This window comes from Flavobacterium aquariorum, assembly GCF_003254745.1.
Lineage (GTDB): Bacteria > Bacteroidota > Bacteroidia > Flavobacteriales > Flavobacteriaceae > Flavobacterium > Flavobacterium aquariorum.
Window position 1 is genome coordinate 146261 of sequence record NZ_QKXH01000009.1, and the last position, 26265, is coordinate 172525.

Consider the following 26265-nt stretch of genomic DNA (forward strand, 5'->3'; position numbering starts at 1 on the left):
ACCCTTTTACTTAAACATTCATCAGTACAAAAGTAATGATTTATTTATCATTATAATTTTACTGTTAAATTGAAATATTTTACAATTAAACGTCATATAAACATTAACTACAAAACAAATAATTGTAAGTAATTTTATTATATTACTATTATTTAAGACTAATTTTTACTTATATTTCAGAATATTTAATCATTTTTTATTGTTATATTAAATTTATTTTTACATTTGAAAAATAAATAGTCATATTGACGTTTATTAATTATTCAAAAAATAATTCCAAAAATGAAATCTAATATTTAAAAAAAAGTGCATGAAAACCTCCCTTCTTTTGCTTCTCATTTTAACAACCTCAATATGTACTTATTCACAAGTCGTCATAACAAACACTAATTTTTCATTAGGAACAACTGGCCGTATGGGTGTAGGCTTGTCACCAAACGGAGAAGGAAATATGTGGAAACCACTAAACCTTTCCGGACAAGGTTCTTTAGGAGGCCGTATGGAGCAAACGGATTATGTAGATATTTTACCTGCAGTACATTTCACTCCAAAACTTATTGGAAAAGACAGTACCAATGTAACTTTTCAAATGCGTTTAGGAATGTATGCAGCCAACGGACAATTTGTTGGTAATGTAAGTTCCCGCTCCAATGGCGGACTAACCTTTATTCTTCCTGAAGCTTTTGTTGAAGCCAGAAATATCATGGGAAGCAGATGGTCTGCTTGGGTTGGTTCCCGCTTTCGTCGATATGATGACATTCACATCAGTGATTATTTTTATTTTGATGACCATTCTGCTCAGGGATTTGGCGTTAGCTTCAAAAACACCGAATTAACAATGTTGATGCCTGCCTCAGCCGATTCTACAAATGTTTATCCTTATAATTATGAAGTTACCGTTGCCGGCGCGACCAATCCCGCCATTCGTCAGCGTATGGTTTGGATAGGGGAGCACAGCATTAACTTGAAAAACAATAGTGTTTTGAAACTTTTGGGTGAATTCCATTATGTTTCAGCCAATTCCAAAAGTGCTTCTAAAGTATATCCTGCCGATAACGGATGGGTGATTGGAGCGAAATACAACAATTCATTCAAAACTAAATTAACTGGTTCGTTCAATCAGTTTTCGGTTCGTTATGGAGCAGGAATTGCTAACGGTGGTGACAATGGAAACACTTTTACTTGGGCTACTTATGGAGCACCAGATACAGAAGGAAAATATACCAACGCGTATTCCTTTACAACAGTAGAACATTTTCTATTAAATCTTACTCCAAAATTCAGCCTCAATGGATATGGTGTTTTTACCAAAAGTAAAGGAGGTTCATCAAGTACAAACACCGATGAATATTTAAACGGAAATCAATTGTACAACCAGAAAACTGATTTTGTGGTAGGATTTAGAAGCTTCTTTTATGTGACCAAGTGGCTGCATTTGATTGAAGAAGTACATTATGCTGTTCGAAAAGACGGTGATAACCCAGAAGCCAAAATGTGGAAATTTTCATTTGCACCAACAATTGTTCCCTTAGGCAAAAAAGATCCTTGGAGTCGTCCGCATATTCGCTTGGTTTGTACGCTTGCTCACTACAACGATTACGCTCGCGACCACAATTATTCGCCTTATTTACAAGTGAATCAAAAGAGCTGGGGAACATATGTAGGAGTTAAAACAGAATGGTGGTTGTTTTAAAAAGAATAACTTTTCCCTTCAATAATAACTAATTTAAAACTAAATAATTATGCCAATTTTTGGAACAACAATTTTATCTTTTATTCCTAACTGGAGTACGGAAGGCGGACGTTATGCTATAGAAAAAACTGCTGAATATGGTTTTGATATGCTTGAAATTATTTTACCCGCTTCATTGGATTTTAATCCAAAAAAAACAAAAAAACAACTTGATAAAAATGGCATTCTAGGACGCTGTACCTTGAACTTGCCAACAGATTGTCATATCCCTTTTCATCCTGAACAAGCAATAACTATCATTAAATCAGCTCTTGACAAGGTAGCCGAAATGGATGGCGATTTTTTAGGAGGAGTATTGCATTCCGCTATTGGAACATTTACAGGAAATCCTTGCACGCCAGACGAAAAAGTAATTCTGCTGCAAGTTTTTGAGGATGTCGCCCATTATGCCAAACAACGCAATGTTACAATTGCTCCAGAGCCTATCAATCGCTACGAAAGCTACGTATTTACGTCTGCAGACGAAGTTTTGGATATGATTGAACATCTTGACCAGCCCAATATAGGACTCCACCTTGATACATTTCATATGAATATCGAAGAAAGAAATTTTTACGATCCTATTATTCGTGCCGGGAATCATCTAAAACATGTCCACATCACCGAAAGCGACCGGGGAATGACAGGCGAAGGAAATGTACATTGGGATGATTTCTTCAAAGCATTGGCAACTATTAACTATCAAGGACCATTGGTGCTTGAAAATTTTTCATCACAGATTTCAGCATTAGTTGGCCCAACTTCGTTATGGAGACCTTCCAAATACAACTCAGAAGATCTAGCCAAAGGAAGTCTTTTATTCATGAAAGAAATGGTGGACAAATGGTATAACAAATCATTAAGCCGAATTAAAGTAACTATCTAAAAATATTGTTTTACACATAAAATTTAAAAAAATGGAAAAGAAATTAAAAGGTGTCAGTTTTGGAGAAATTCTTTTTGATGTTTTCTTGGAACACAAAAAAATTGGGGGAGCGCCACTAAATGTAGCATCACGATTAAGTTCATTAGGAGCAGATATTGCTATGATCAGCGGTGTGGGAAATGATGAAAGCGGAAAAATACTAATTGATTATTTGAAAGACAAAGGAATAAACACAGAGTCGGTACAAATTAATGATACATATCCAACAGGAATTGTAAATGTGATTTTGAATGAAAAAGGAAATGCTTCTTACGACATTAATTATCCAGCTGCCTGGGATAAAATTGAAACCTCCGCCAAGAATTTAGCAATCGTTAAAGACGCCGATTTCTTTGTTTACGGAAGCTTATCTTCTAGAGATTCTGTTTCCAGAGACACACTAAAAGAACTTTTGGCGGTAGCAAAATATAAAATATTTGATGTGAATTTAAGAAATCCCCATTACACCAAAACAAACGTTTTGGATTTATTGAATGAGGCTGATTTCTTGAAGTTTAACGATGATGAATTAAATGAAATTTGCGAGGATTTGAATTCAAATAAAAAGTCTTTAGAGCAAAATATTAAATTCATTGCAGAGAAAACAAACACTAATACCGTCTGTGTTACTTTGGGTTCGCATGGAGCAGTATTGTATTATAAAAATAAATTTTATCACAATTCAGGTTTCAAAGTAAATGTTGTGGATACCGTAGGCTCTGGAGATTCTTTTTTGGCATCCCTAATCATCATGCTCCTTAACGAAAAAGACCCACAATATGCTATTAATTTCGCCAGTGCAATTGGATCTATTGTTGCTCAAAGTGAAGGCGCAAACCCTGTAATTTCGCAATCTGAAATAGAGGAATTTTTATGCGGATTTGAACAAACCGATTCTGTTTTTGAAGAATCAAATATATTTTCAATTAACTAAACAAACAAAACAATGAACCTATCCAAAAAAATCCCTGTAGTTAGTAAAGAATTTGTTTTTCAATTTATAATAATAACCATATTATTTGCCCTTTGGGGAATTGCAAATGATTTAACAACACCAATGGTTTCTACTTTCAAGAAAGTGATGCCGGAACTTTCTAATACGCAAGCATCTTTGGTGCAATTTGCTTTTTATTTCGGGTATTTCTTCATGGCTTTGCCAGCAGCTTTATTCGTTAGAAAATTCAGTTATAAATCTGGAATAATACTTGGCCTGATATTGTATGCTACAGGTGCTTTTTTATTCTATCCAGCAGCGCATTATCAAAGTTATACATTCTTTCTGGTATCGCTTTGGGTAATTACTTGTGGCTTGGCTTTTTTGGAAACCACTTCAAATCCATTGATTTTATTCTTGGGGAATAAAGAAACAGCCACACAACGTTTGAATTTAGCCCAGGCATTTAACCCAATCGGAGCAATCACCGGATTGGTAATGGCTCAATTCTTGGTCATCAAAGAAATTAAATCAGATGATTATACACCTGCTGCTTTCAAAGCTTTAAGTTCAAATGAGTTGGCCGCTATTCGTGAAAATGATTTGGGGGTTATCAGTATTCCATATATTGGATTGGGTGTTTTTGTATTAATAATCCTAGTTGTTATTATTCTAACCAAAATGCCAAAAACTGCACACGAAGACAAAATGTCAATATCAGAATCATTCAAAAAGTTATTTGCTAATAAAAATTACAAAAATGGTGTTGTAGCGCAAGCATTTTATGTAGGTGCACAAATTATGTGCTGGACATTTATTTTTCAATACGTGGACAACATCAATAAGACTTTCGGATTGGAATTAACAGCTACATATTACAACATAACAGCTATGATTTTATTTTTAATCGGACGATGGATTGGAACTGGATTAATGAAAAGCATAAATCCTTCCAAAATATTAATGGTTTTTGGTATTTGCGGAGTATTATGTGCTATGGGAGCAATTCTATTACAAGGGATGGCTGGTTTAATTTCTTTGGTTTGCATTTCTATTTTTATGTCCATTATGTTTCCAACCATTTACGGAATTGCATTAAAAGACATGGGTGACGAAGCAAAAATTGGTTCTGCCGGTTTGGTAATGGCTATTGTTGGCGGTGCATTAATGCCTGTTATGCAAGGAAGCATTTTAGATTGGGGTGGCTCAGGATTTTCAGATGTTAGGATTTTAGGATTTATACCAGAGGTAAATTTTTCATTTATTTTGCCATTAATCTGTTTGTCTGTTGTAGCGTATTATGGCTATAGCACTTATAAATCATCCAAAAAAGTTACAAGAATCAATGAATTTGAAAGTATTGACATTGCAAACTCTGTAATTTAATTGTTTATGATTAAGCATTAAAAAGAATAATTATTATTTCATACCGTAACAAGCAGTAAGACTTTATTGTTCGTTACGGTATATTAAAAATTAGCATTAAAACTCAATTTCAAATTAATTATTCAATATGCATTTTTGAACTATAATTTATATTATGTAAAATAGAATATTTTAAAAACACCAAATCCTTAGTATTCTACCATATTTATAACTTCACAAAAAAACATCCATCTACCTATTCTGTGACTAGTATAAAAAACTTAGCGCAAAAAAAATCATCGCCATTATTTTGGCGATGATTTATAAAAATTATGTCAACAATTATTTTACGCTAAAACCAATAATCCATTTATCCCAAACTAATTCTACATCAGTTGCATTTATAATTCTACCTATTCGGATTTATGTCAACAATTATTTTACGCTGAAACCAATAATCCATTTATCCCAAACTAATTCTACATCAGTTGCATTTATAATATATGTTAATTTTTCTGTAGATGAATCAGCCATTTGAGGTTTTACTTTTACACGAAGTTGATCGAGTTTATCGTTGTATTTATATGCGCCCCATTGTTTAGCTTCTTTATTAAAAATAATGACACTTTCGCTTTGATTAGGAATTATAAAAAAGGCATACTTTCCCGCCGGTAATCTTAAACCTTCAATGGTTATATCTTTATCTGTTTCAAAAGTTGTAGCTTCATTAGCTCCAGCACGCCAAACTTCATTAAAAGGAACCAATTCTCCCCAAATTTTTCGTCCTCTTACCGAAGGGCTTCCATAATTAATTTGAATTGTAGCTCCATTTATCATTCCAGTCGCTTTTTCTGGCGGACTCTTTGGTTTCTCTTGGGCATTTGCAAATGAAATCGCAAAAAACGAGAACAATACTAGTAATGAGATGTTTAAAATTTTCATAGTTTATTTATTTATTTAGCATTAAAATTAAATAATTGTATTCAATATCATTCTAACACATAGTATTTTATGAAAAATTTAACTATACCATAATTTATCAAAATTAGTTTTTATAGCCTTACTTTTGATGTCTATTTTTATTATTTTTACAAGCATTACTTTACAACAAGACTATGAATACAATTGCGGAAAATATCGCTGACTTTTTGAAAGAATACCCTCCATTCGACAACTTGACTTTTCAAGAACTATCAGCCATTGCTACAAGTATTCGGGTTTTGAATCTGGAAAAAAATGAAACTTTATTCCAAATAAATGACAAACTGCATGATTGTTTCTATGTTGTTGCCTCTGGTGTAATTCATTTATCCGTTATCGCTGATGCCGAAGAAACTTTATTGAATAAGTGTCATGCAGGTGATATCTTGGGTTTAAGACCCTTTTTTGCTAAAAATAATTACATGATGACGGCCAAAGCCCGTGAAGAAAGTATTATTTATGCTATACCAATTGTCACTTTTAGACCTTTTGTAGCCAATAATCCAGATGTATTGAATTTTCTTTTAGAAAGTTTCGCTACTAATACTTGGAATCCAAAAGAAAAAGAAAATTTAAGAGGCAAATTGGCCAATGATAATGTCTTTTATATTGACCAAAAGTCTGAAATGCAATATTTTCAGTCATTGACCTATAATAGATTACCGCTTACCGCAACTATTAATGACATTGCAAAAGATGTTGCCCTGCGAATGACCGAAAACAGTTCTACCAGTGTCGTTATTTGTGACAATCAATTACCCATTGGAATAGTTACCCATACGGATATGTGTTCCAAAATTGCAACAGGACAGTTTCCTCTAACCGTTACCATGAAAGCAATCATGTCTGCTCCTGTTGTAACTGTAGTAGAAAATGTCTCTTTGGCAGAAGCACAACTTTTGATGTTAAAAAACAATGTAACCCATTTGTGTGTGACTTCGGACGGAACAGATAAATCCACTGTGAAAGGAGTAATTTCTGAACATGACCTAATTATCGCCCAAGCCAATAATCCAGGTGTTTTAATCAAGGAAATCAAAAGATCATCCAATGCCAAGGATCTAAAACATTTAAGAGAAAGATTGACTGAATTAATTCAGAATTCAATTCATAAAAATATACCACTTTCTAACATAAACAATATAGCCAGCGAAATAAACTCAGCTATATTAAAACGTGCTGTAGAATTATCTATTCTAGATTTAGGATCCCCTCCTGCACGATTCGCATGGTTAAGTATTGGAAGTCAAGGGAGAAAAGAGCAATTATTACTAACCGATCAGGACAGTTTATTGATATTTGAAGACGTGATGCCTGATAAATATAGAGACGTAAGAGATTATTTCTTAAAATTAGGAAAAAAAGCTACTGCAATACTTGAAAAAGTTGGCTACGAATTATGTCCAAATGGTCATATGGCAAGCAATATGCTTTGGTGTAAATCACTGACAGACTGGACTAAACAATATGACAGTTGGATGAATACTCCAGGTGAAAACAGCAATGACCTTAGTAGTATTTTCTTTGATTTGGAACTCGTTTTTGGAGAAAAAAAGATATTTGAGGCCATAGAAAATGTCATCTTGAAAGACTTGGATCACAATACATTATTTTTTGACTTCCTAGGCAACGACGCATTAAGAAAAAATTCCCCACTCACCTTTTTTAAGAAATTTGTGCTGGAAGAAGACGAACCCAACAAAGATAAATTTGACATAAAAACAAGAGCTCTGATGCCTTTAATTGACGGAGCCAGATTATTTGCCTTGCATTTCAACATCAAAGGATTAAATAATACCTACCAGCGTTTCAAACAATTAGCAATTATTGACGCCAAAAATTCAGATATTTACTTAAATTGCGCTGAAGCATTTTTGACTTTATCAAAATTTAGAGTAAGTGAAGGTTTGAAAAATGAAAATTCAGGACAATATATAAACCTAAGTGAACTAACAAAATTAGACAAAGAAAAACTAAAGAACGCCTTAGCCCCAATGAAAGAACTGGAAGAATTAATTAAAAGTAATTTCAAACTAACACAATTTTCATAATAATGCTAGATTGGCTAAAAAACATAAACAAAGAATACCCTGATTTTTGGAAAACTTATCTTGCTAAGTTTGAGCATAAATCAAAACGATATGTTGTATTTTCTACTGAAACTTCTGGACTGAATCCTGATAAGGATGTTATTTTGTCCATCGGTTCCTTTGCCATAGTAAACAACAAAATTCATATAGGTGATAGCTTTGAGTCTATTTTACTGCAATATAAATATTTTCATGATAATGGTTTATCAAATGAATTTATACTGGAAAGTAAAATGAAAAAACTGAGCGAACCAGAGGCGATTCATGCTTTCATCGATTATATTGGAAATGCCGTTTTAATTGGACATCATGTGGATTTTGATGTCGATATGATTAATAGTGCTTTAATGAGGCTAGATTGTGGTAGACTAAAAAATGAAGCTTTAGACATTGATGTAATGTATCGTAAACTGATAGATGTTAACGATAAACAGTTTTCACTTGATGAATTATCAGAAATTTTTAAATTACCGAAAAGCTACCGAAAATCTCCTTCCGAAGAGGCTTACACTATCGCATTGCTGTTTTTAAAATTAAAGAACAGATTAGGAATCAAATAAATTTTCAAGCTACTGGTCTAATGCAATTACCCTTTGAAAATGTCCGTGATGTGTTATGGAGACCGGAGTAATTGCATTTGAAAAAGTATCCAAAATATAAGGGATTCCATTTTCTTTTTTTATGTTTTCTAAAGAATCCAAAGGCTTTATTTTACTGAAAAAATCCATTTTGGAAACAGCAATTGAATAAATATAAAAATCAGTGATATAGGTTTGGGTATAAAAGACAAACCCGTCAATAGAGACCGTTCCAGAAATTTCATCATCATAATGACATTGCAATCGCCATGGAAAATAACCGCTTGTACCTGTTTCACGATTGTAAATCTTATAAGCAGCTTCTTTTCTACTCCATAAATTCCAAACCATGAGCTCTGGATTAGAATTATTAAGAATTAAGTATTGCTCATGCTTAGAAAAAATTTTATCCAAAAATCCTTTCCGCTTCCAATTGCTTTCTTTTCGGGCTAAATCAAGATCAACTATATCATTACCAATCATTGTTTTAATAATTCGGCCTCAATAACTCCTATAGCTGATTTTACATTGACCATTTTCTCCATCGATTCATTATCAATTATAATATCGAATTTTTCTTCAATATCTAATATCACATCAACCAAATTTGCAGAATTGATTCTCAAATCATTCACAAAATCAGTTTCTTCCGTAAGAGAATCAAATGCTTCCTGATTTTGAATATAAGGCTTTACTATATTCTTTAACTGTTCTATTGTCGCTTCTCTACTCATAAAGTTTATATTTTATTAAACCAATTACCAAAACTTATCATTTACTAAGATAAATATTTTTTAAAAACAACACATCCATTTACATCTCCAAATCCAAAACTCGCTTTAATGACAATATTTAAATCTTTTTCAATCAGTTGCAATGGAATTCTTGACGAATCAATGATTTCAGTAATTTCTGGGTGCAAATCTTCACAATTGCGATTTGGAAAAATAAAACCTTGGTGCAATTGCAAAATACTGGCCACGCTTTCTATACTCCCTGCAGCTGATAAACAATGTCCCACGGTTGATTTCAATGAATTAACATAAGGAAAATCCACTCCTCCTCTACCTAAAGCCATGCTCCAATTTGAAATTTCCAAACCATCCTTACTAGTAGCCGTAAGGTGACCATTAATTAAATCAACATCTTCAGCCAAAGTTCCTGCATTCTTCATTGCATTCTGAATACATCTTTGAACAGCCACAGGATTTGGCGCTGTTAGTGTACCAGTCCCTCTTTGCCCTCCAGAATTTAAATCTCCCCCTAATACTTCTGCATATATTCTAGCACCTCTTGCCAAAGCTGTTTCTAAATCTTCCAAAACCAAAGCACCAGCACCACTAGCAGGCACAAATCCTGAAGCACTTTCCGACATTGGTCTCGAACCTGTTTCCGGCGAATCGTTATGCTTATATGTACAAACTCTCATAGCATCAAATCCACCCCAAATGTAAGGCCCGGAATCACTAGTGCTTCCTGCAAGAATCCGCTTGGCCAAACCCGACTTTATGCGTTCATATGCCATAATAATACTTTCAGTTCCCGTCGTACATGCTGAGGAATTGGTAGTAACCTGATTACCCAAGCCTAATTTTCCCGCTAAATAAGCACTTATTCCGCTATTCATTGTTTGAATCACAGTGGTGCTCCCTAAATTTCTGACTTTAAAATCGTCAATTTTATAAATGCTTTCACGGAGCTTATCAAGTCCTGAAGTTCCTGCCCCAAAAATAATTCCGCTGTCCCAATCAGGTACATCCGTTTTTTCAATTGACAGATAAGCATCATTCCAAGCATCAATCCCTGCAATAATACCATATAAAATTCCTGTCGCATTAAAATTTTTAAGTTCCAGCTCTGTTAAATATTGCAATGCCAATTCCGTTGAGACATCAGGCATCCCGGCAATTTGGCAAGAAAATTTCAATCTTTCCAATTCCTCAAAATGTCTTATTCCCGAAATTCCATTTTTTATAGCATGCTGAAATACATCAAGCCCCACCCCATTTGGAGCAGCTACGCCAAGACCTGTTATAACAACTCGCTTTTTCATTTTTAATTACAATTTCAAACTATCATACCTGCAATTATTCCACTGCAAACTATTTCTCCTTTTACATTTTGCATATTGACCTTGCATTTTAACTTTCCAAATCTAAAATAGATTTTTTGAGAAATTACAGTTACTTTTTCATTTGGAAAAACAGGTTTTAAAAAATCAATACTAACTGATGTTAAAGCAATTACTGATATTGAACTTATTTTTTCATTTAATAAAAATATTCCCAAACAAACCACCCCAATCTGAGCCATGACCTCCGTTAAAATTACTCCAGGAGTAACTGGATTTTCTTTAAAATGACCTTTGTAAAAATCAAGATTTTCATCAAAAGTATATTCACCCTCCACTCCATCTTCATCAATTCTTACTATTTCATCCACAAACAAAAACGGTTTGGAATAGGGCAATTTTGAAATTATATCTTTTTTTTCCATTGATTTTACTTAAAATGCACATAACTCAAAATCTCATGTTCTAAAACCGCAACAACACTTTTTGAGCCGAAAATCCGGGACCAAAACTCAACATCAAGCCCTGAGAGCCTTTTTCTGGATTTTTATCCATAAATCGCTCCAAAACATACAACACGGTTGCGCTTGACATATTACCGTAAAGCTTCAGAACAGCTTTGGTATCGTCAATATTTTTTCCATGGTCAAAAAAGAGATCCTCCACAATTTGAACGATTTTTTTTCCTCCCGGATGAAAAATCAAATGATCAATATCTGATATTTCCAAATTATTCTTTTTCAGAAAAGGATGAATAATATCTCCAAAATGAGAACTTATTGTTTCAGGAACATCAATATCCAAAACCATTTGCAATCCTGAATTGGTAAGCTTAAATCCCATCATGTGAATATTATCAAAAAAATGATACATTTCTTCTGCCAAAATCTCTGGTCCTTCCTCTTCTTCCACTGACGAAAGCAAAACACAGGCCGCTCCATCACCAAAAATTGCAGCGCTTACAATGTTTGGCATCGAAAAATCATTTAATTGAAACGTAGCTGTGGGACTTTCTATCGCAATAACCGCCGCTTTTTTACCTGGATTAGCCTGAAGAAAATTTTTCGCATAAATAATTCCTGAAATTCCTGCTGCACATCCCATTTCGGTCACCGGCAATCTCACTATATCTTGTCTTAATTTTAAACTGTTAATCAAATAAGCATCCAAGGAAGGAATCATTATTCCAGTACAACTAACAGTTATGATATAATCCAAATCATCAGGGAGCCATTGTGCTTTTTTCAATGCTTTATTTAAGACTTTTTCACCCAGATCAATCACTTCCCTAATATAAATATCATTTTTATCTTCAAATGAGGTGTTTTCAAAAACCGCCAACGGATCCATTATCGAATACCGCTTATCTACTCCGGCACCTTCAAAAATTTTTTTAACTTTTCGAATAAAACGCTCTTCTTGACCTTCTAACCAAATATCCAAAAAAGGAAGAATCTCCTCTGTAGTTCTTGAAAACTTTGGCAATTGCTTCGCAACACATTTTATTTTTACACTCATTTATTTTCTTTTGGGGTATATTTTAAACTTTCAAAAATCAACATAATCTTATTTCTCTACAATCCATTGGTAGCGAAAAGCCCATTTCCATTGTATACTGTATTTTTTAAATCTCAAATTTTCCGAAAAAGCAATTAACTCCTCCCTTTTAAAACCTCTCAATATAGAAGTCAAACCATCTTCCCGCGACATTTTATTCATTCGAAAAACAAAACAAAGTCCTTGAAATAATCTATACGCAACTGAATGGCGATGTAAATCATTTACAACAAAACCGAGTTTTGAATTTCGATTGAATAACGTTAATAATTCTACGATTTCATTATTATCAAAATGATGTAAAGTCAATGTGCAAAGCAATATATCAAACTTCAATTCATTAAAAGATTGATTAAAAACATCCTCACACCGGTATTTAATATTGGGGTAATTCTTGGACAAATCGATTGCGTAATTTACCGTAAATGGATTTGCGTCCACACCGATCAATTCCAAATTTAAATTATTCTGAAAACCAAAATCAGCCAATTTCCGCAACATATCCCCATTACCACAACCAACATCTACAATTGTGACCGGGCTTAAATTGGATTCATTTTTTAACAATTTCGCAACACCTTTCAAAGTCAATCGGTTCCCTCCTAAAAGTTGGTTTATTTGCGCTATTTTATCCAATGCTAATTTCAAAGCATTGCCTTCCAAAGTAAAATCATCCATTATTTCAGGATTATTGGTACGCTGTTGTGTATTTACAAGCATTAATTTTTAATTATTTCAAAATTAAATTCTATTGCTTTTTTGCCCTAAGCTCTCTAATCGCCTGTAAGATATGAAAAAAAATTTCGGGTAAACAAAAAAATCATTAAAAACTATAATTCTGTGAAATAGATACTTCTCGTTGTATCTTTATTATTTCGGTTATAGTACGAGCTTAATTTTAAACATATCAAAATTCTTGTAAAATACCGAATTGGAATTGATTTCTTTATTAAATGTTGTTTTTAAAGCAAATTTTTATGCGTTTTTTCCTAAAATAATACCGCAAATCCTCCAGTGAATTTATTAAAAGTGTCGACACCTATTTCAACACCGAAATCTTTATTAATTTCATACATTGCTCCAACACCAACAAGAGGTTTATACAATACTTTGTCAATTTTATTGTATATTATCTGACCATTGTCGAATGTTATTTTTTTGTTGTAAACAGACAATCCTGCTTTGTATTTGATTAACACTTTTCTAATGAATCCAGCACCACCTACACCATAGATTGAGCACCATTCCTCATTTAATGATTTGGTAGCATATTGCATCTCCGATTCGCTTATATGTCCGTATGCGATGGTACCATCAGATTTTTTCTGATTTAATGCTCCGCTAAATCCTCCGCCAATATATGTAGATTCCGTTCCACGTATATTGAACGTCATTTCACTTCCTGCTATTTCTGATGTTCCGTAAAAGAAATGCACTGTAGTAGTTTGCGCATAGCACATACCCGACACTAATAGCAAATAAATTGATGTTTTCATTTTATTTTGTTTTTTTTGATTGTTACGATTTTACACGACCACCACATTTACCATTTATGAATAGCATTATTCATAGGCAGCGTCCACAATGTTTGAAAATGATTTCGGTACTTCGTATTTGTGCAATATTGAGAATATGAAATAAACCTCATTTGCATTTTCGCAAAAAACTAAAATATTCAGATTTATCAATTTGGGGAATGATATTAGAAAGCCACACACCTTGCTTTTTCATTTATAACAGAGATCATTTTTTTATTTAAAATCTTATCCGCTAAATACAAAGTATCCTTTCAAGAATATTTTTACACAATTATTTTTAGAATATATATATTGCTATTGCTTTTATTCAAATCATTTAACATCAATTGTTTTCCCGTGAGTCTGTTTTATTATAAATGGCATTAAAGACGGGAATTCAATCATTATTTTCATGAAAAAAGCAGAGACTTTTCGTTTTTGCAGTATAAAAGCCAAAACACGACCAATTCTCAATCTCTTTTTGAAATTAGCATTCCATTCTGCAATGTACTTTTTCTCTAATTCCTCTCGCGATTTTATCTTGCCTGTATAAAAATCACCAATCAACTCAGAAGCAATTTTGGCACTATGAATCGCCATCGCCATACCATTACCACATAAAGGATGGATTAAACCCGCAGTATCCCCAATCATCAAAATATGATTTTCTACGCTTGCTTTTTTATCAAATGACACTTGACTGATTGTCAATGGAGTCTCAAAAAGCATTTTACTAGTGTCCAAAATCTGTTTCAAATGAGGATTCTTGCTTACAATTTGACTCTGAAACTCCTCGATGCTTTTGTATTTTTTGAATGACTCATAACTTGCTAAATAACAAATATTAATAACATTATTTTCGACTTTTGAAACACCGCAATACCCACCTTCAAAATTATGAAGCCCCACTAAATCATTTAGGAACTCACCTGAATAATGGGCTTTCACAGCTAACCAATGTGATTTTTCCTGAATAAATCCTCTTTTTAATTTCTGATCAATATTAGACCGTTTTCCAAAGGCTCCTATAACAATTTCGCAGGATATGACTCTATTTTTTAAAGTCGAAACAGTAAAAACGTCGTTTTCATAAACGATATCATCTACATTGTCCTGAACAATTTCACACCCATTTTCGATAGCTTTTTTACATAAAAACGCATCCAATGTAAACCTACTGACACCAAATCCACCAAGTGGTAAATCACAATTGATTAATTTTCCATTTGGGGTTGAAAAATCTAATTTTGAGATATGAGTAGGATTTAATTCTGAAATATTCAGCGAAAGCCAATTCAGATAAGGCAAAACTTCATTTGAAATGTACTCACCACAAACTTTATGTTTTGGATATTCATTTTTTTCAATAACAATAACTTGTAAACCAATTTTAGACAAATGTATTGCTGCTGTCAGCCCAGCCAATCCTCCTCCAACAATTGTAACCGACCTATTAGTAATCATATAGAAGTAAAATTATAAAGAATGTTAATAAAATGTTCTTATTGTCTTTGAAAAGCCTAAATACTCGTTATAATAATTAAAAATGTAAGTGAAATACACAAATGTAGTTCGAAAATTGAACCTGAACGTTTTTTTGACAAGAAAACTATAAGCTTAAAAAATTAAAATTTTGATTCTTGCTTTTTGATTTATCAAGTCCTATATTTGCTTTCGAATAAAAAAACCTATGGAACAATTTGTAGTATCGGCACGTAAATATCGTCCCCAAACATTTAAAGATGTGGTGGGACAAAAAGCGATTACCAATACATTACTCAATGCCATAGAGAACAACCATTTAGCTTCAGCTCTTTTATTCACGGGACCTCGTGGTGTCGGAAAAACAACTTGCGCCCGTATTTTGGCTCGAAAAATAAATCAGCCCGGCTATGATGATCCCAACGAAGATTTTGCTTTCAATGTCTTCGAATTGGACGCCGCTTCCAACAATTCTGTTGATGATATCCGAAATTTGATTGATCAAGTTCGTATTCCTCCACAAACCGGGCAATACAAAGTGTATATTATTGACGAGGTCCATATGTTGTCTTCGGCTGCTTTTAATGCTTTTTTGAAAACATTGGAAGAACCACCAAAACACGCCATTTTTATATTGGCTACAACCGAAAAACATAAAATTATCCCAACGATTTTATCTCGTTGTCAGATATTTGACTTTAAAAGAATCACCGTAAAAGATGCAAAAGAACATCTTGCTGATGTTGCAACCAGCCAAGGTGTAGCTTTTGAGGATGATGCACTCCATATCATAGCCCAAAAAGCAGATGGCGCTATGCGTGACGCTTTGTCAATTTTTGACAGAGTAGTTTCTTTTTGCGGAAATAATCTTACTCGTCAAGCGGTTACCGAAAATTTAAACGTTTTAGATTACGAAACCTATATTAACGTTACCGATTTAATTCTGGAAAACAAAATACCAGACTTATTGATAGCATTTAATGATATTCTGTCCAAAGGATTTGACAGTCATCATTTTGTTTCAGGATTAGCCACACATTTCAGAGATTTATTGGTAAGCAAAACACCCGCAACACTTGTACTACTTGAGGTTGGAGAACAAGCTCAAAAGATGTACGGAATTCAGGCTCAAAAATGTAGCCAGGACTTTTTGTTGAAAGGAATAGATATTGCCAATGATTGCGATTTAAAATACAAAGCTAGTCAAAATCAACGACTTCTTGTCGAACTTTGCTTGATGCAACTTGCCTCTATCACTTATGATGGAGAAAAAAAAAAGTTGAGCAATTTATAATTTCGCCTACTTATTTTAGAAAAGTTGCAGATTACTCTATAGTTGAAGCTGTTAAAAAAGAAAAAAATGGCAATGGAAATACCGATTCCGATGACATTGAAAAGACTGAAACTGTAAAGCCAATTGCAGTTGCTGAAGAAAAACCTCAGATTCCAAATCCTGCAGTTTCAACACCCTCGAACAACGAAGTTAAGTTTTCAGCTTTATCACTTTCCAGTATTCGAGCCAAGAAATCATTAGAAGAAAGTCTAAAAGGATTTATAAAGGAAGACAACACCAATTTACCTTCTGAAGCTTTTACAGAGACCGAAATGCTTTTGCAATGGACCAAATATGCTCAGCGTTTAGGTGAAAAAGGATACAAAATAATGGAATCCTTATTATTGATCAATGATCCAAAATTAGACGGTACCAGCATCACTTTTGAACTACCAAACGAAGGATCAAAACTAGATTTTGAGAAAGAAATGATTGGTCTTTTAGGCCATTTGCGCGGTCATTTACACAATCATGATATTACCATCGAAGTGAATGTAAATGAAAGCATCGAAATAAGAAGAAGTTTTACAGACCAAGACCGTTACAACAGACTTTTAGAAATCAATCCTAATATTGAATTATTGAGAACCACTTTTGGTTTGGATTTAGACGCTTAATAATTCATTATCCTAATAAGTGAGCATTTCATATCATAAAATGTCATTTTCGTATCAATTGATAACGAACTATAACGTTATTTTTAAACTTTACTAACAATTAAAAAACTAAAATGGAGAACAAACCAGCTAATCCAGCTCCTTTAGGCCTTTTAGGCTTTGGAATGACCACAATTTTATTAAACATCCACAATTTGGGCTTTTTCCCAGTAAGCGCCGTTATCATATCGATGGGTATTTTTTATGGCGGGCTGGCACAAATAATAGCCGGAATATTATCATACAAAAACGGGAAAACATTTGCAGGGACTGCTTTTACTTCCTATGGTTTTTTCTGGATTTCTTTGGTCGGAATTTGGCTTTTACCAAATACAGGATTTGAAATGGCTGGAACAACTCCTACTCCATTTTTCGGCTGCTATTTAACTCTTTGGGGGATTTTTACTGCTTTTATGTGGTGGGGAACTTGGGGCGGCAGCAAAGTACAGCAATTTGTCTTTTTATCTTTAACCATTTTGTTTTTCGTTTTGGCTATAGAAAAATTTACCGGAATTGAACCTTTAGCTCCTGTTGCTGGTGCAATTGGTATAATTTGTGGTAGCAGTGCTTTTTATTTAGCAGTAGCTGAACTTTTGGAAGAAACAAAAAACAAAAGAGTTCTACCTTACTAATAAACAATTTTTAGATATCATCCAAAAAGGCTCAAAACTGTGATACGTTTTGAGCCTTTTTTATATTTTTAATGTATTTGCGAAACAATTGTAATAAAACAACTGTGTCAGAACTTAAGTAATTCTTCGTTCTTCAATTAAAATGTATCGATATCCAAATCCCAATTTAACTCGCTACTATACCACAATTGCCCTTCTGAAACCTGTAGTGGGCAATCAAAATTATTGGTATATAATGCCCCCGTTCCTAATCCTTGTGGCATTAAATTATTCAATGTAAATGTCCATTGAGCGATAGCATTCAATCCAATATTACTTTCCAAAGCAGAGGTTATCCACCATCCAATATTGTGCTTTTCGGCCAAAGAAATCCACTCTTGAGTACCACGAAATCCACCAACAAAACTAGGCTTCAAAATGATGTATTGCGGCTTGATTTTAAGGAGTAACTCTTCTTTTTCAGTAGCAGTAAACACTCCTATTAACTCTTCATCCAATGCAATAGGAAAAGGAGTCGTTTTACACAGCTCTGCCATACTGTCAGTATTGTTTTTTTGAATAGGCTGCTCAATGCTATGCAATACAAATTCAGATAATTGCATCAATTTATATAAAGCTTTATTTAAATCAAAAGCACCATTAGCATCGACTCTTATTTCAACTTGTTCCGGGGTGAAATGTTGCCTAATATAACGCAATAATTGCAATTCTTTATCAAAATCTATAGCTCCAATTTTGAGTTTTATGCATCGAAATCCATCGGCTAATTTCTCCTCGATTTGTTGCTTCATAAAAGCCTCTTCTCCCATCCAAACCAGACCATTTATTGGGATTGATTTTATCCCTTTTGTGAAGTCTGACGGAAAGAGTAAAAAAGGATTTTCACTAGCCAAGGACTGGAACGCCATTTCGACTCCAAACTGTATAGATGGAAACTCTAATAAGGCTTCCCAAAGTTGATCTTTACCAAGATGAATATTAGCACACGCCCATTGCAATTTTTCTTCATAACCGGGACGGTCGTCAATACTCAATCCTCTCAAAATACCACACTCTCCTATTCCCTTTTTACCGTATTGCTCCAAAACAATAAACCAGGTTTCTTTTTCGGTCATCACTCCACGAGAAGTTCCGGATGGGCGTTTAAAATTGAGGATGTATTTGTGGTATGAAGCAAACATATTTTAGATTTATAGATTATTGGACTTTTGGATTATTAGATTTTTAACTAATCTTTCCATAATTTTAACACTCTCTCAAAATCCTCATTCTGAATCCCTGCTTTTTGGAAAGCCTTGAAATCCTGTTCTGTTTTTTGAACCCAACTCAAACTATCGGTAACATTTTGATTTTGGTATTTTTTGTAGATTTTTTTGGCTTCTTTGTAATTGTCGTTCAATAGATACGCATGAGCTAAATTCAATTGAACCAAAAGCTCCGTATTGTCAAGTTTTTCTCCGTCTTTCAAGTATTTTAATCCTTTTCCGTATTGCTTGGTCAAAAGATAGCAGCTCCCGATTGCACTATAATCCAATGCTGTAGCTTTACCATCATTTATAATTACCCCTAATTTATCAATTGCATCCCCAAATTTGCCTTTTTTTATTAAAAGCGATGCTTCTTTACGTAAATCGGAATAAACAGCGGTAGAAGTGCTTGTTTCACCGAAACAGGTATCGCCGGCATCTTTAAAAACTTTGGAACGCTCAATTGCCAACAATTTTTGAAACTCTTGAAATTTGTACTTGTCTTGGATTTTATCCAATACGCAAACACAAAAATTATCCGAATTGGTCATTTTTTGAGCCAAATTAGAAGTTTTGCATTGGTCAATAATAGTCTTTCTGTTATCAACGCTCCATCCTCGGCTTAATTTTTTGTCCACCCAAGGCACAACTTCCAAAACGATTTTTTGCTTCATAATCCAATTTTTACTTTCAAAACCAAACCATAGAGCACTTCCATTAAGGCAAGTTGATTTATCAACAGAAAGACGTTTGGCATCTTTACTAACAGGTTCGTCCTGTGCCAAACACGATTCCAGCGTTTTTCCTGAATCTTTGTATTCTAAAGCTAATTTATCATTAGAAAAAATAGCATATGCACATTTATCGTCACCAGATATTTTTGACAACACAAAAACAGCTCCAGCAGAACCTTGACTAATTCCTGTAGGATCGGGAATTGATTTTAAAACAGAAACCAAACTGCTGGCCAGTTGCTGATTTTCGTCCAAAAGGGTGATTCTATATACGATTTCGGTAGTTCCAAGCGGTAAATCTTCGGTTTTTATGACGATTCGGTCTCTAGCGGAAATATTGATTTCCTTAGTAGTCGAACGGTTTTTATCCCAATAACCATCCTGTTGTGAAAAAATATTTATGGTGAATTGAAGCGCAATAAATAATAGGAAGTGTTTTTTTTTCATTATGGAAATATTGGTCTTTCTTTAAAAGAAAAGATATTAAAAACGGTGTACCCTAGCCCTGATAGAAGCGGTATCCTTTATTGAAGCGATTTTTTTTTCGCTTCAATAAAGATACAAGCGGATAGCAGGAAAAAGCTCCAAATTACAGTTCGATAAAACTGCCAATTTCAAGCAACATCAAATCTTTTCCTTTGTCAAAAAACTTCTTGATGGCTTCCTCGTGGTTGATTTCGATGTACCCAAATGTGTCGTAGTGCATGCCCAAAATCTTATCACATTCCACAAAATCGGAAGCAATTATGGCATCGTCCACATCCATGGTAAAATTATCACCGATAGGTAAAATCGCTAAATCGAGTTTGGTTCGCATCGGAATGAGTTTCATATCCATAGTAAGGGCAGTATCGCCAGCAATGTAAATGTTTTTGTGTTCGCCCTCAATTACAAAACCGCCAGGATTCCCACCGTAACTTCCGTCAGGAAAAGAACTCGAGTGAATGGCGCTTACGTATTTTAATTTTCCGAAATCGAAATTCCAACTTCCACCGTGATTCATAGGATGCGATTGAAAGCCCTTCGCTCCATAGTAGGTCGCAATTTCATAATTGGAAATGATTACAGCTCCCGTTCTTTTGGCGATAGATTCTACATCGACAACGTGATCACCGTGCGCATGCGTCAAAAGAATAAAATCGGCCTTGAGAGTATTAATATCAATATGAGCTGCTTTTGGATTGGCCGAAATATAAGGGTCAACCAGAATGTGTTTGCCACTGACTTCTATCCCTAAAGAACTGTGACCGTAGAATGTTATTTTCATTTTATTATAAGTTTAAAATTGAAAAAAGTTAAAAACACTATTTACATTGTTTTTTGATATTGCTATTGCCAGTGAAATTGATATTGTCATTATCTTCCTCCCAAGAAAACATTTACTATGATGTCCGAAATCAACGAAATCATACATAAAGATAGCAATATAGAGAGCAAAAAGGTACTCAATGCTACTTTCTTTAATTCTGGATCCAATAATTTAGGGTCCTGGTTTTTGGAAACTGTGATTAAATGTTTTGTCAACGGGATATAGGCTAATAAAAACAAATATTGATCAAAACGAAAATTACTCAATATAGCAAACGCAACGACCGAAATCATAGCGGAAACAATTAGGAAATAGTGATATTTTTTTGCTTTTTCGGCACCCATTTTTACAACCATAGTATTCTTTCCTGATTTGGCATCAGATGCTTGGTCACGCATATTGTTTAAATTCAAAACGCCAACACTTAATAATCCAATTGCGATAGCCGGCAAAATAAGCACCCAATCCAATTGTTTTGAATACAAGAAATTAACGCCCAAAGTACTTACTAATCCAAAAAAAACAAAGACAAAAACATCTCCATATCCGCGATATCCGTATGCTGAAGTACCTACTGTATAGCGAATCGCGGATGCTATGGCCAAAATCCCTAACACCAAATAAAACAAGGAATACACAAGATTTGTCTCTCCAAAAGCGACGTAAATCAAGAATATTGCAGAAGCTAAAGTTAATATCGAAGTAATCACCAATGCTTTTTTCATTGCTTGTGGCGTTATCACACCGCTTTGGATAGCGCGTTTTGGCCCTACTCTATCTTCATTATCCGTTCCTTTTACACCATCGCCATAATCATTGGCAAAATTTGAAAGCACCTGCAACCCTAAAGTTGTCAATAAAGCAAAAGCAAATATTTTCCAATTGAAAACTTCTGTCGGTGTGAGTACATTCTCGGTAGGGTTCGCCAAAGCATACATACTTCCAACTATAATTCCAGAAACTGATAATGGTAATGTTCTTAATCTTGCTGCTTCAATCCAATGTTTCATTGCGTTGTTTAGTTTGTTAAAAGTTTAATTTGTTTAAGAGTTTAAACAAATTCTCATAATTTATAATTCTGTAATCTACAATCTTTTTCCCTTCGGAAGCTAGGGGCTACATCCAATTGCTATCGGAAGTTTCCATTTCGTACAACCAAAGATTGACGTATTGTTTTATAGCTGTAAAATTACCCAATTGAAAACTAATATTCCCTCCAGCAGTATGCAAAGTTAATGATCCAATATTGATATTTTTATGCCAAAATAGTTGAGAAGTTGTAATCGCTTGAATTTTACTGGGTAAAATAATTTTATTTGTAACATCCCAAGCACCACTTTGCAGGATTAAAAAATCATCATTAATATAGAGACGGGTGTTTTTGAATGCAAAAAACTGAATTATTCCAATGAAAAGAACAAATAACAGCACAAAATAATCAATCGTTGGCAATTCTTCAATTATCAAATCCCTAACAAAATAAAAACCTAACAGTGGCAATCCAATAGTCAGAAAAACAGAAAATCCCAATTTTCTAAAATTAGGTTTTAGCATCACTCCTTTTTCGGGAATCTTTTGAAATAATAATTTCAAAATCGAATCTTTTTCCAGTTTGTCACAACCGGGAATTTCGATAGCGAGTTTGTGGTCTTCTTTTTCTCCACCAGTAGCTTGTTTAATTTTAAGATGCAACACATTCATCTTCTTTTGAAAATAATTCTGGGTAATACTTGTTATTTGAACCTTTTCTGGCTTTATAATAGTGCTTTTTGCATTCAACAATCCATAAGAAAGCAATAGAGAACCTTTTTGTCTGGCAATTTTATAATCAAAATAGGTGAAAATCGTTTTAACCAAATTAATTATAATAACTGCCAAAAAGAAAATGACAAATAACATCAAAAATGTAGTGGCAATTTGGCTTTTATCGACATAATCTTCGATATTTTCATCGTGTAAAATATCTCTCCCCGTTATTTGCTTAATGTGATCAAAAAGCGTGATAAAAAAAGCCAGTAAAACGAAAAAGCTCTTTACATAATTGGAAGTAATTCCAATTTTCAATAAACTCAAAAAACTGATTTTTATAAAAGGTGCCTCAGAATCAATAGTTTTCTCAATTGAAATTTCATCTGAAGTGCTAATTGAATCGTCATTATTTACATTTTTTTTATTTTCATTCTCTAATAGACGAACTTTTAAGTCCAATGCCAATTCATGAGAAATAGCTCTGATATCTCCTTCCTTTTTATTAGAACCCGCAGTATCGACAGCCAATTCATAAACACCCACCAACCTTTGAATTAGCGACTGATTGATATTTACTTGTTGGATTTTATAAAGCTGTATAGTTGTTTTGGTTTTGTTAAAAATCCCTTCGGTTATAATAAACTCCCCATTTTTATGATCTATGTAAAAGGTAAAATTCAAATATCTCAAATAAGAAACGATTCCAACTATAGTAAAAACGACAATTATACCTATCAATAAATAGAATTTATTGATTTGATCAAATTTAAAAATCCAAATCACCAAAATAGGCCATAATGCTTTTGCATATCCTTGAAGTGAATAAACAAACATTACTAAAATTCCAACGATGGATTGTCGTTGTGGCTGATTAAAATCGGATCCCATTACAATTGTTTTTGAATTTTACCCATCAAAAGTTGCTTGATGTTTTCGGCTTCCTCTTTAGCAATTCCTGGAATTTCAATATCACTGGAATTTCCACCTGCTGTGAAGATTTGAATTTTTGCCAAGCCAAAGAACCTAGAAACAAACCCTTCATGTAAAGCAACATGTTGTACTCTATTATAAGGAATTACAAGCGTATTTGTGGCAATTATTCCATGTCTAAATAACACATCATGGGTTCTAAAAGCAAAACCTTTTTTCTTGAAACTTATCCACGAAAAGTAAAACACTAATAGTAACAAAACTGCAAAAACAATACTCAGTTGATAAATGAAAGGATAAAGATCTTCATTAAAATAAAATACAAGTCCCACTCCTATTGCCAAAACCAAAAAAAATACCGCCAAACTTATCAAAGTCACTTTCCAATAATTAGGATGCAAAATAGAAAATACTACATCTTCAAATTTAGGAAGTTGAGTAGTATCAATAGTTTCGTTCATGAAGTCTTCCATATCTTTTTTTTTGAATAAATATAAAATTTAAGGTTTCAAATCGCAAAACTTGAAACCCTTAAACTTTTAAACATTTTAAATTCTTTTTTTTAAGGTAACCATTTTTTCTCAAAATTTGGTTTGCGCTTTTCAAGGAATGCATTTCTTCCCTCTTTTGCCTCTTCAGTCATATAGGCCAATCTTGTTGCTTCTCCAGCAAATACTTGTTGTCCCACCATGCCATCATCGGTAAGATTCATCGCAAACTTTAGCATTTTGATAGCCATAGGTGATTTTGCAAGTATTTCTTGAGCCCACTGATAAGCAGTATCTTCCAATTCAGCATGAGGAATAACGGCATTTACCATACCCATATCCATCGCTTCTTGAGCAGAATAATTTCGTCCCAAAAAGAAAATTTCTCTTGCTTTTTTCTGCCCAACCATTTTGGCAAGATAAGCAGATCCATATCCACCATCGAAACTAGTTACATCGGCATCGGTTTGTTTAAAAATAGCGTGCTCTTTACTAGCTAAAGTCATATCACAAACTACGTGCAAACTATGTCCTCCACCGACAGCCCAACCTGGGACTACCGCGATAACCACTTTTGGCATAAAACGGATTAAGCGCTGTACTTCAAGAATATTCAAACGATGTTGTCCATCATCCCCCACATAACCTTGATGACCACGGGCATTTTGATCTCCACCGCTACAAAAAGAATACACACCATCCTTAGAAGAAGGCCCTTCGGCAGAAAGCAAAACCACACCTATGGACGTGTCTTCTTGCGCATCATAAAATGCTTGATATAATTCAGATGTTGTTTTGGGTCTAAAAGCGTTGCGTACATTGGGTCTGTTAAATGCAATTCTGGCAACACCATTGCATTTTTTATAGGTTATATCTTCAAATTCTTTGGCGATTATCCAATCCATTCTATTTACTTTTAAATTATTATAATGTAAAAATAAGGCATTTTTTATACTTCTAAAATATAAAAACAATTAATCAACATCTTAATCAATAAATAAATTACAAAACAGCTAATATAACCTTTGATACAAAGTTAACCTTGGAAGCTTTACCAGAGATGAGAAACAAACATCGATGGGAAGCTATGGATTTTGAAAATCAATTATTAATAAAAGCAAGATCAGAAAACAAAACATACATCTTGCAGCTTTTATCCAATGGGATTCTCTAAAACAGCTATTGGCCATAAGAAGATATATACTTTATAAATCTAGCCCAAAAAGGACTTATAGCCAAAAAGAAAGGGGGCAGTTGATCTTTGACTTATACTCTGATATAATGACAGTATATAATCTAAATCAACAGCTTAGAGGTATTTACAATAGTATATTGCCATGTCTAAACTGGCGCATTAGTATAGAAACGTGAATGAGTCAAGGTTTAAAAACTATAATATTCTACTCAATACCATAACTTTCAATTACCAATCAATCTTAAACTATTTTGATAATAGAAGTACCAATGCATCCGAAGAATCTTTTAATGCAAAAATAAAAGCTTTTAGATCACAATTTAGAGGTGTTAGAAATATAGAATATTTCCTCTTTAGACTAACAAATATTTATGCTTAATTTTTACGCTCCCACAGGTTTTGGACTTGATCCGTAATTACGCATAGTTCCAGATTTTCAGTTTTTATAAAATCTGTTTTTTTAAACCTATTGTAAAACAAAAACCCCTCATCTTTAGATGAAGGGTTTTATAAAAAAAGGCAGCGACATACTCTCCCACATAACTGCAGTACCATCTGCGCAGGCGGGCTTAACTACTCTGTTCGGGATGGGAAGAGGTGAGCCCCGCCGCAATAACCACCTTAAGTCGTTACAATTGCTTTGGGCAATCATTGTAATGATGTTTATCTTTTTTGATAATCATCAATCACATAATATCTTAACATACTGAGATAAAGAACATAAAAAGTATTAGAAAGTTTCTTCTCCCGACCGAAGTCG

27 protein-coding genes and 1 rRNA gene are annotated in these 26265 nt (G+C 33.7%); 10 read left to right on the forward strand and 18 right to left on the reverse strand.

Annotated elements, in window-relative coordinates:
- Nucleotides 1-310 precede the first annotated feature (310 nt).
- Genes DOS84_RS14715 through fucP form a run of 4 tightly spaced genes read left to right on the forward strand, consistent with a single transcriptional unit; the run spans nucleotide 311 to nucleotide 4977 of the window.
- Complete coding sequence (locus DOS84_RS14715) at nucleotides 311-1693, forward strand: carbohydrate porin (protein WP_111410879.1); 1383 nt, start codon at nucleotides 311-313, stop codon at nucleotides 1691-1693.
- A gap of 49 nt (nucleotides 1694-1742) precedes the next feature.
- Nucleotides 1743-2618, forward strand: a complete 876-nt coding sequence (locus DOS84_RS14720) for a sugar phosphate isomerase/epimerase family protein (RefSeq protein WP_207802068.1) — start codon at nucleotides 1743-1745, stop codon at nucleotides 2616-2618.
- A gap of 31 nt (nucleotides 2619-2649) precedes the next feature.
- On the forward strand, nucleotides 2650-3591 hold the full coding sequence (locus DOS84_RS14725) for a carbohydrate kinase family protein (protein ID WP_111410881.1): 942 nt from the start codon (nucleotides 2650-2652) through the stop codon (nucleotides 3589-3591).
- A 12-nt stretch (nucleotides 3592-3603) separates the two neighbouring features.
- Nucleotides 3604-4977, forward strand: a complete 1374-nt coding sequence (gene fucP, locus DOS84_RS14730; RefSeq protein WP_111410882.1) for an L-fucose:H+ symporter permease — start codon at nucleotides 3604-3606, stop codon at nucleotides 4975-4977.
- Nucleotides 4978-5391: 414 nt separating this feature from the next.
- Here fucP and DOS84_RS14735 read toward each other — a convergent pair whose 3' ends face one another.
- Nucleotides 5392-5898 (reverse strand): DUF2911 domain-containing protein, encoded by a 507-nt coding sequence (locus DOS84_RS14735; RefSeq protein WP_111410883.1) that lies wholly within the window; start codon nucleotides 5896-5898, stop codon nucleotides 5392-5394.
- Nucleotides 5899-6071: 173 nt separating this feature from the next.
- Between DOS84_RS14735 and DOS84_RS14740 the strand changes: the two genes are divergently transcribed.
- Complete coding sequence (locus DOS84_RS14740) at nucleotides 6072-7988, forward strand: DUF294 nucleotidyltransferase-like domain-containing protein (RefSeq protein WP_111410884.1); 1917 nt, start codon at nucleotides 6072-6074, stop codon at nucleotides 7986-7988.
- A gap of 2 nt (nucleotides 7989-7990) precedes the next feature.
- Nucleotides 7991-8587, forward strand: a complete 597-nt coding sequence (locus DOS84_RS14745; RefSeq protein WP_111410885.1) for a 3'-5' exonuclease — start codon at nucleotides 7991-7993, stop codon at nucleotides 8585-8587.
- 9 nt (nucleotides 8588-8596) lie between these two features.
- Here the strand turns inward: DOS84_RS14745 and DOS84_RS14750 are convergent, their stop codons facing one another.
- The 8 genes from DOS84_RS14750 to DOS84_RS14785 form a co-directional block, all read right to left on the reverse strand.
- Nucleotides 8597-9088 (reverse strand): 4'-phosphopantetheinyl transferase family protein, encoded by a 492-nt coding sequence (locus DOS84_RS14750; protein WP_111410886.1) that lies wholly within the window; start codon nucleotides 9086-9088, stop codon nucleotides 8597-8599.
- The gene (locus DOS84_RS14755; protein ID WP_111410887.1) at nucleotides 9085-9339 is read right to left on the reverse strand and encodes an acyl carrier protein; all 255 of its coding nucleotides are present in this window, start codon (nucleotides 9337-9339) and stop codon (nucleotides 9085-9087) included. The genes DOS84_RS14750 and DOS84_RS14755 overlap by 4 nt, the downstream gene beginning before the upstream one ends.
- 44 nt (nucleotides 9340-9383) lie before the next feature.
- Nucleotides 9384-10658 carry a beta-ketoacyl-[acyl-carrier-protein] synthase family protein gene (locus tag DOS84_RS14760; protein ID WP_111410888.1) on the reverse strand — a complete coding sequence of 425 codons (1275 nt, stop codon included), beginning with the start codon at nucleotides 10656-10658 and terminating at the stop codon, nucleotides 9384-9386.
- A gap of 14 nt (nucleotides 10659-10672) precedes the next feature.
- Entirely contained in the window at nucleotides 10673-11101 is a 429-nt protein-coding gene (locus DOS84_RS14765) for a 3-hydroxyacyl-ACP dehydratase FabZ family protein (RefSeq protein WP_111410889.1), read from the reverse strand.
- 40 nt (nucleotides 11102-11141) lie between these two features.
- Nucleotides 11142-12194 (reverse strand): type III polyketide synthase, encoded by a 1053-nt coding sequence (locus tag DOS84_RS14770; protein WP_111410890.1) that lies wholly within the window; start codon nucleotides 12192-12194, stop codon nucleotides 11142-11144.
- A gap of 48 nt (nucleotides 12195-12242) precedes the next feature.
- Nucleotides 12243-12953 carry a methyltransferase domain-containing protein gene (locus DOS84_RS14775; RefSeq protein ID WP_111410891.1) on the reverse strand — a complete coding sequence of 237 codons (711 nt, stop codon included), beginning with the start codon at nucleotides 12951-12953 and terminating at the stop codon, nucleotides 12243-12245.
- A 269-nt stretch (nucleotides 12954-13222) separates the two neighbouring features.
- On the reverse strand, nucleotides 13223-13729 hold the full coding sequence (locus tag DOS84_RS14780; RefSeq protein ID WP_124020651.1) for a hypothetical protein: 507 nt from the start codon (nucleotides 13727-13729) through the stop codon (nucleotides 13223-13225).
- A gap of 354 nt (nucleotides 13730-14083) precedes the next feature.
- Nucleotides 14084-15214, reverse strand: a complete 1131-nt coding sequence (locus DOS84_RS14785) for an NAD(P)/FAD-dependent oxidoreductase (RefSeq protein ID WP_111410893.1) — start codon at nucleotides 15212-15214, stop codon at nucleotides 14084-14086.
- 226 nt (nucleotides 15215-15440) lie between these two features.
- Between DOS84_RS14785 and dnaX the strand changes: the two genes are divergently transcribed.
- Nucleotides 15441-16526: a DNA polymerase III subunit gamma/tau gene (gene dnaX / locus DOS84_RS14790; RefSeq protein ID WP_111410894.1), complete on the forward strand. Its 1086-nt coding sequence runs from the start codon at nucleotides 15441-15443 to the stop codon at nucleotides 16524-16526.
- Between the two features lie 145 nt (nucleotides 16527-16671).
- Here dnaX and DOS84_RS14795 read toward each other — a convergent pair whose 3' ends face one another.
- Complete coding sequence (locus DOS84_RS14795; protein ID WP_111410895.1) at nucleotides 16672-16857, reverse strand: hypothetical protein; 186 nt, start codon at nucleotides 16855-16857, stop codon at nucleotides 16672-16674.
- A gap of 37 nt (nucleotides 16858-16894) precedes the next feature.
- Here DOS84_RS14795 and DOS84_RS14800 point away from each other — a divergent pair, with 37 nt between their 5' ends.
- A complete protein-coding gene (locus DOS84_RS14800) occupies nucleotides 16895-17182 on the forward strand; it encodes a DNA polymerase III (RefSeq protein WP_243636381.1) in 288 nt (95 codons plus the stop codon).
- A gap of 113 nt (nucleotides 17183-17295) precedes the next feature.
- Nucleotides 17296-17853, forward strand: coding sequence for an acetate uptake transporter (locus tag DOS84_RS14805; protein WP_111410897.1), 558 nt, complete (start codon nucleotides 17296-17298; stop codon nucleotides 17851-17853).
- Nucleotides 17854-17990: 137 nt separating this feature from the next.
- On the opposite strand, the gene DOS84_RS14810 is transcribed toward DOS84_RS14805, so the two are convergent.
- From DOS84_RS14810 to DOS84_RS14840, 7 genes are all read right to left on the reverse strand, one after another.
- Nucleotides 17991-19034, reverse strand: a complete 1044-nt coding sequence (locus DOS84_RS14810; protein ID WP_111410898.1) for an o-succinylbenzoate synthase — start codon at nucleotides 19032-19034, stop codon at nucleotides 17991-17993.
- Between the two features lie 47 nt (nucleotides 19035-19081).
- Nucleotides 19082-20281: a tetratricopeptide repeat protein gene (locus DOS84_RS14815; RefSeq protein ID WP_111410899.1), complete on the reverse strand. Its 1200-nt coding sequence runs from the start codon at nucleotides 20279-20281 to the stop codon at nucleotides 19082-19084.
- Between the two features lie 142 nt (nucleotides 20282-20423).
- On the reverse strand, nucleotides 20424-21101 hold the full coding sequence (locus tag DOS84_RS14820) for a metal-dependent hydrolase (protein ID WP_111410900.1): 678 nt from the start codon (nucleotides 21099-21101) through the stop codon (nucleotides 20424-20426).
- An 89-nt stretch (nucleotides 21102-21190) separates the two neighbouring features.
- On the reverse strand, nucleotides 21191-22153 hold the full coding sequence (gene menA / locus DOS84_RS14825) for a 1,4-dihydroxy-2-naphthoate octaprenyltransferase (protein WP_111410901.1): 963 nt from the start codon (nucleotides 22151-22153) through the stop codon (nucleotides 21191-21193).
- A gap of 106 nt (nucleotides 22154-22259) precedes the next feature.
- The gene (locus tag DOS84_RS14830) at nucleotides 22260-23780 is read right to left on the reverse strand and encodes a PH domain-containing protein (RefSeq protein ID WP_111410902.1); all 1521 of its coding nucleotides are present in this window, start codon (nucleotides 23778-23780) and stop codon (nucleotides 22260-22262) included.
- The gene (locus DOS84_RS14835; RefSeq protein WP_111410903.1) at nucleotides 23780-24295 is read right to left on the reverse strand and encodes a PH domain-containing protein; all 516 of its coding nucleotides are present in this window, start codon (nucleotides 24293-24295) and stop codon (nucleotides 23780-23782) included. Before DOS84_RS14835 ends, DOS84_RS14830 begins: the two co-directional genes overlap by 1 nt.
- An 89-nt stretch (nucleotides 24296-24384) precedes the next feature.
- A complete protein-coding gene (locus DOS84_RS14840) occupies nucleotides 24385-25215 on the reverse strand; it encodes a 1,4-dihydroxy-2-naphthoyl-CoA synthase (RefSeq protein WP_111410904.1) in 831 nt (276 codons plus the stop codon).
- A 462-nt stretch (nucleotides 25216-25677) separates the two neighbouring features.
- On the opposite strand from DOS84_RS14840, the gene DOS84_RS19410 reads away from it, so the two are divergent.
- Nucleotides 25678-25884 (forward strand): transposase, encoded by a 207-nt coding sequence (locus tag DOS84_RS19410; RefSeq protein WP_111410906.1) that lies wholly within the window; start codon nucleotides 25678-25680, stop codon nucleotides 25882-25884.
- Between the two features lie 135 nt (nucleotides 25885-26019).
- Here the strand turns inward: DOS84_RS19410 and rrf are convergent.
- Nucleotides 26020-26129 (reverse strand): 5S ribosomal RNA (gene rrf, locus DOS84_RS14855).
- Between the last annotated feature and the right edge of the window lie 136 nt (nucleotides 26130-26265).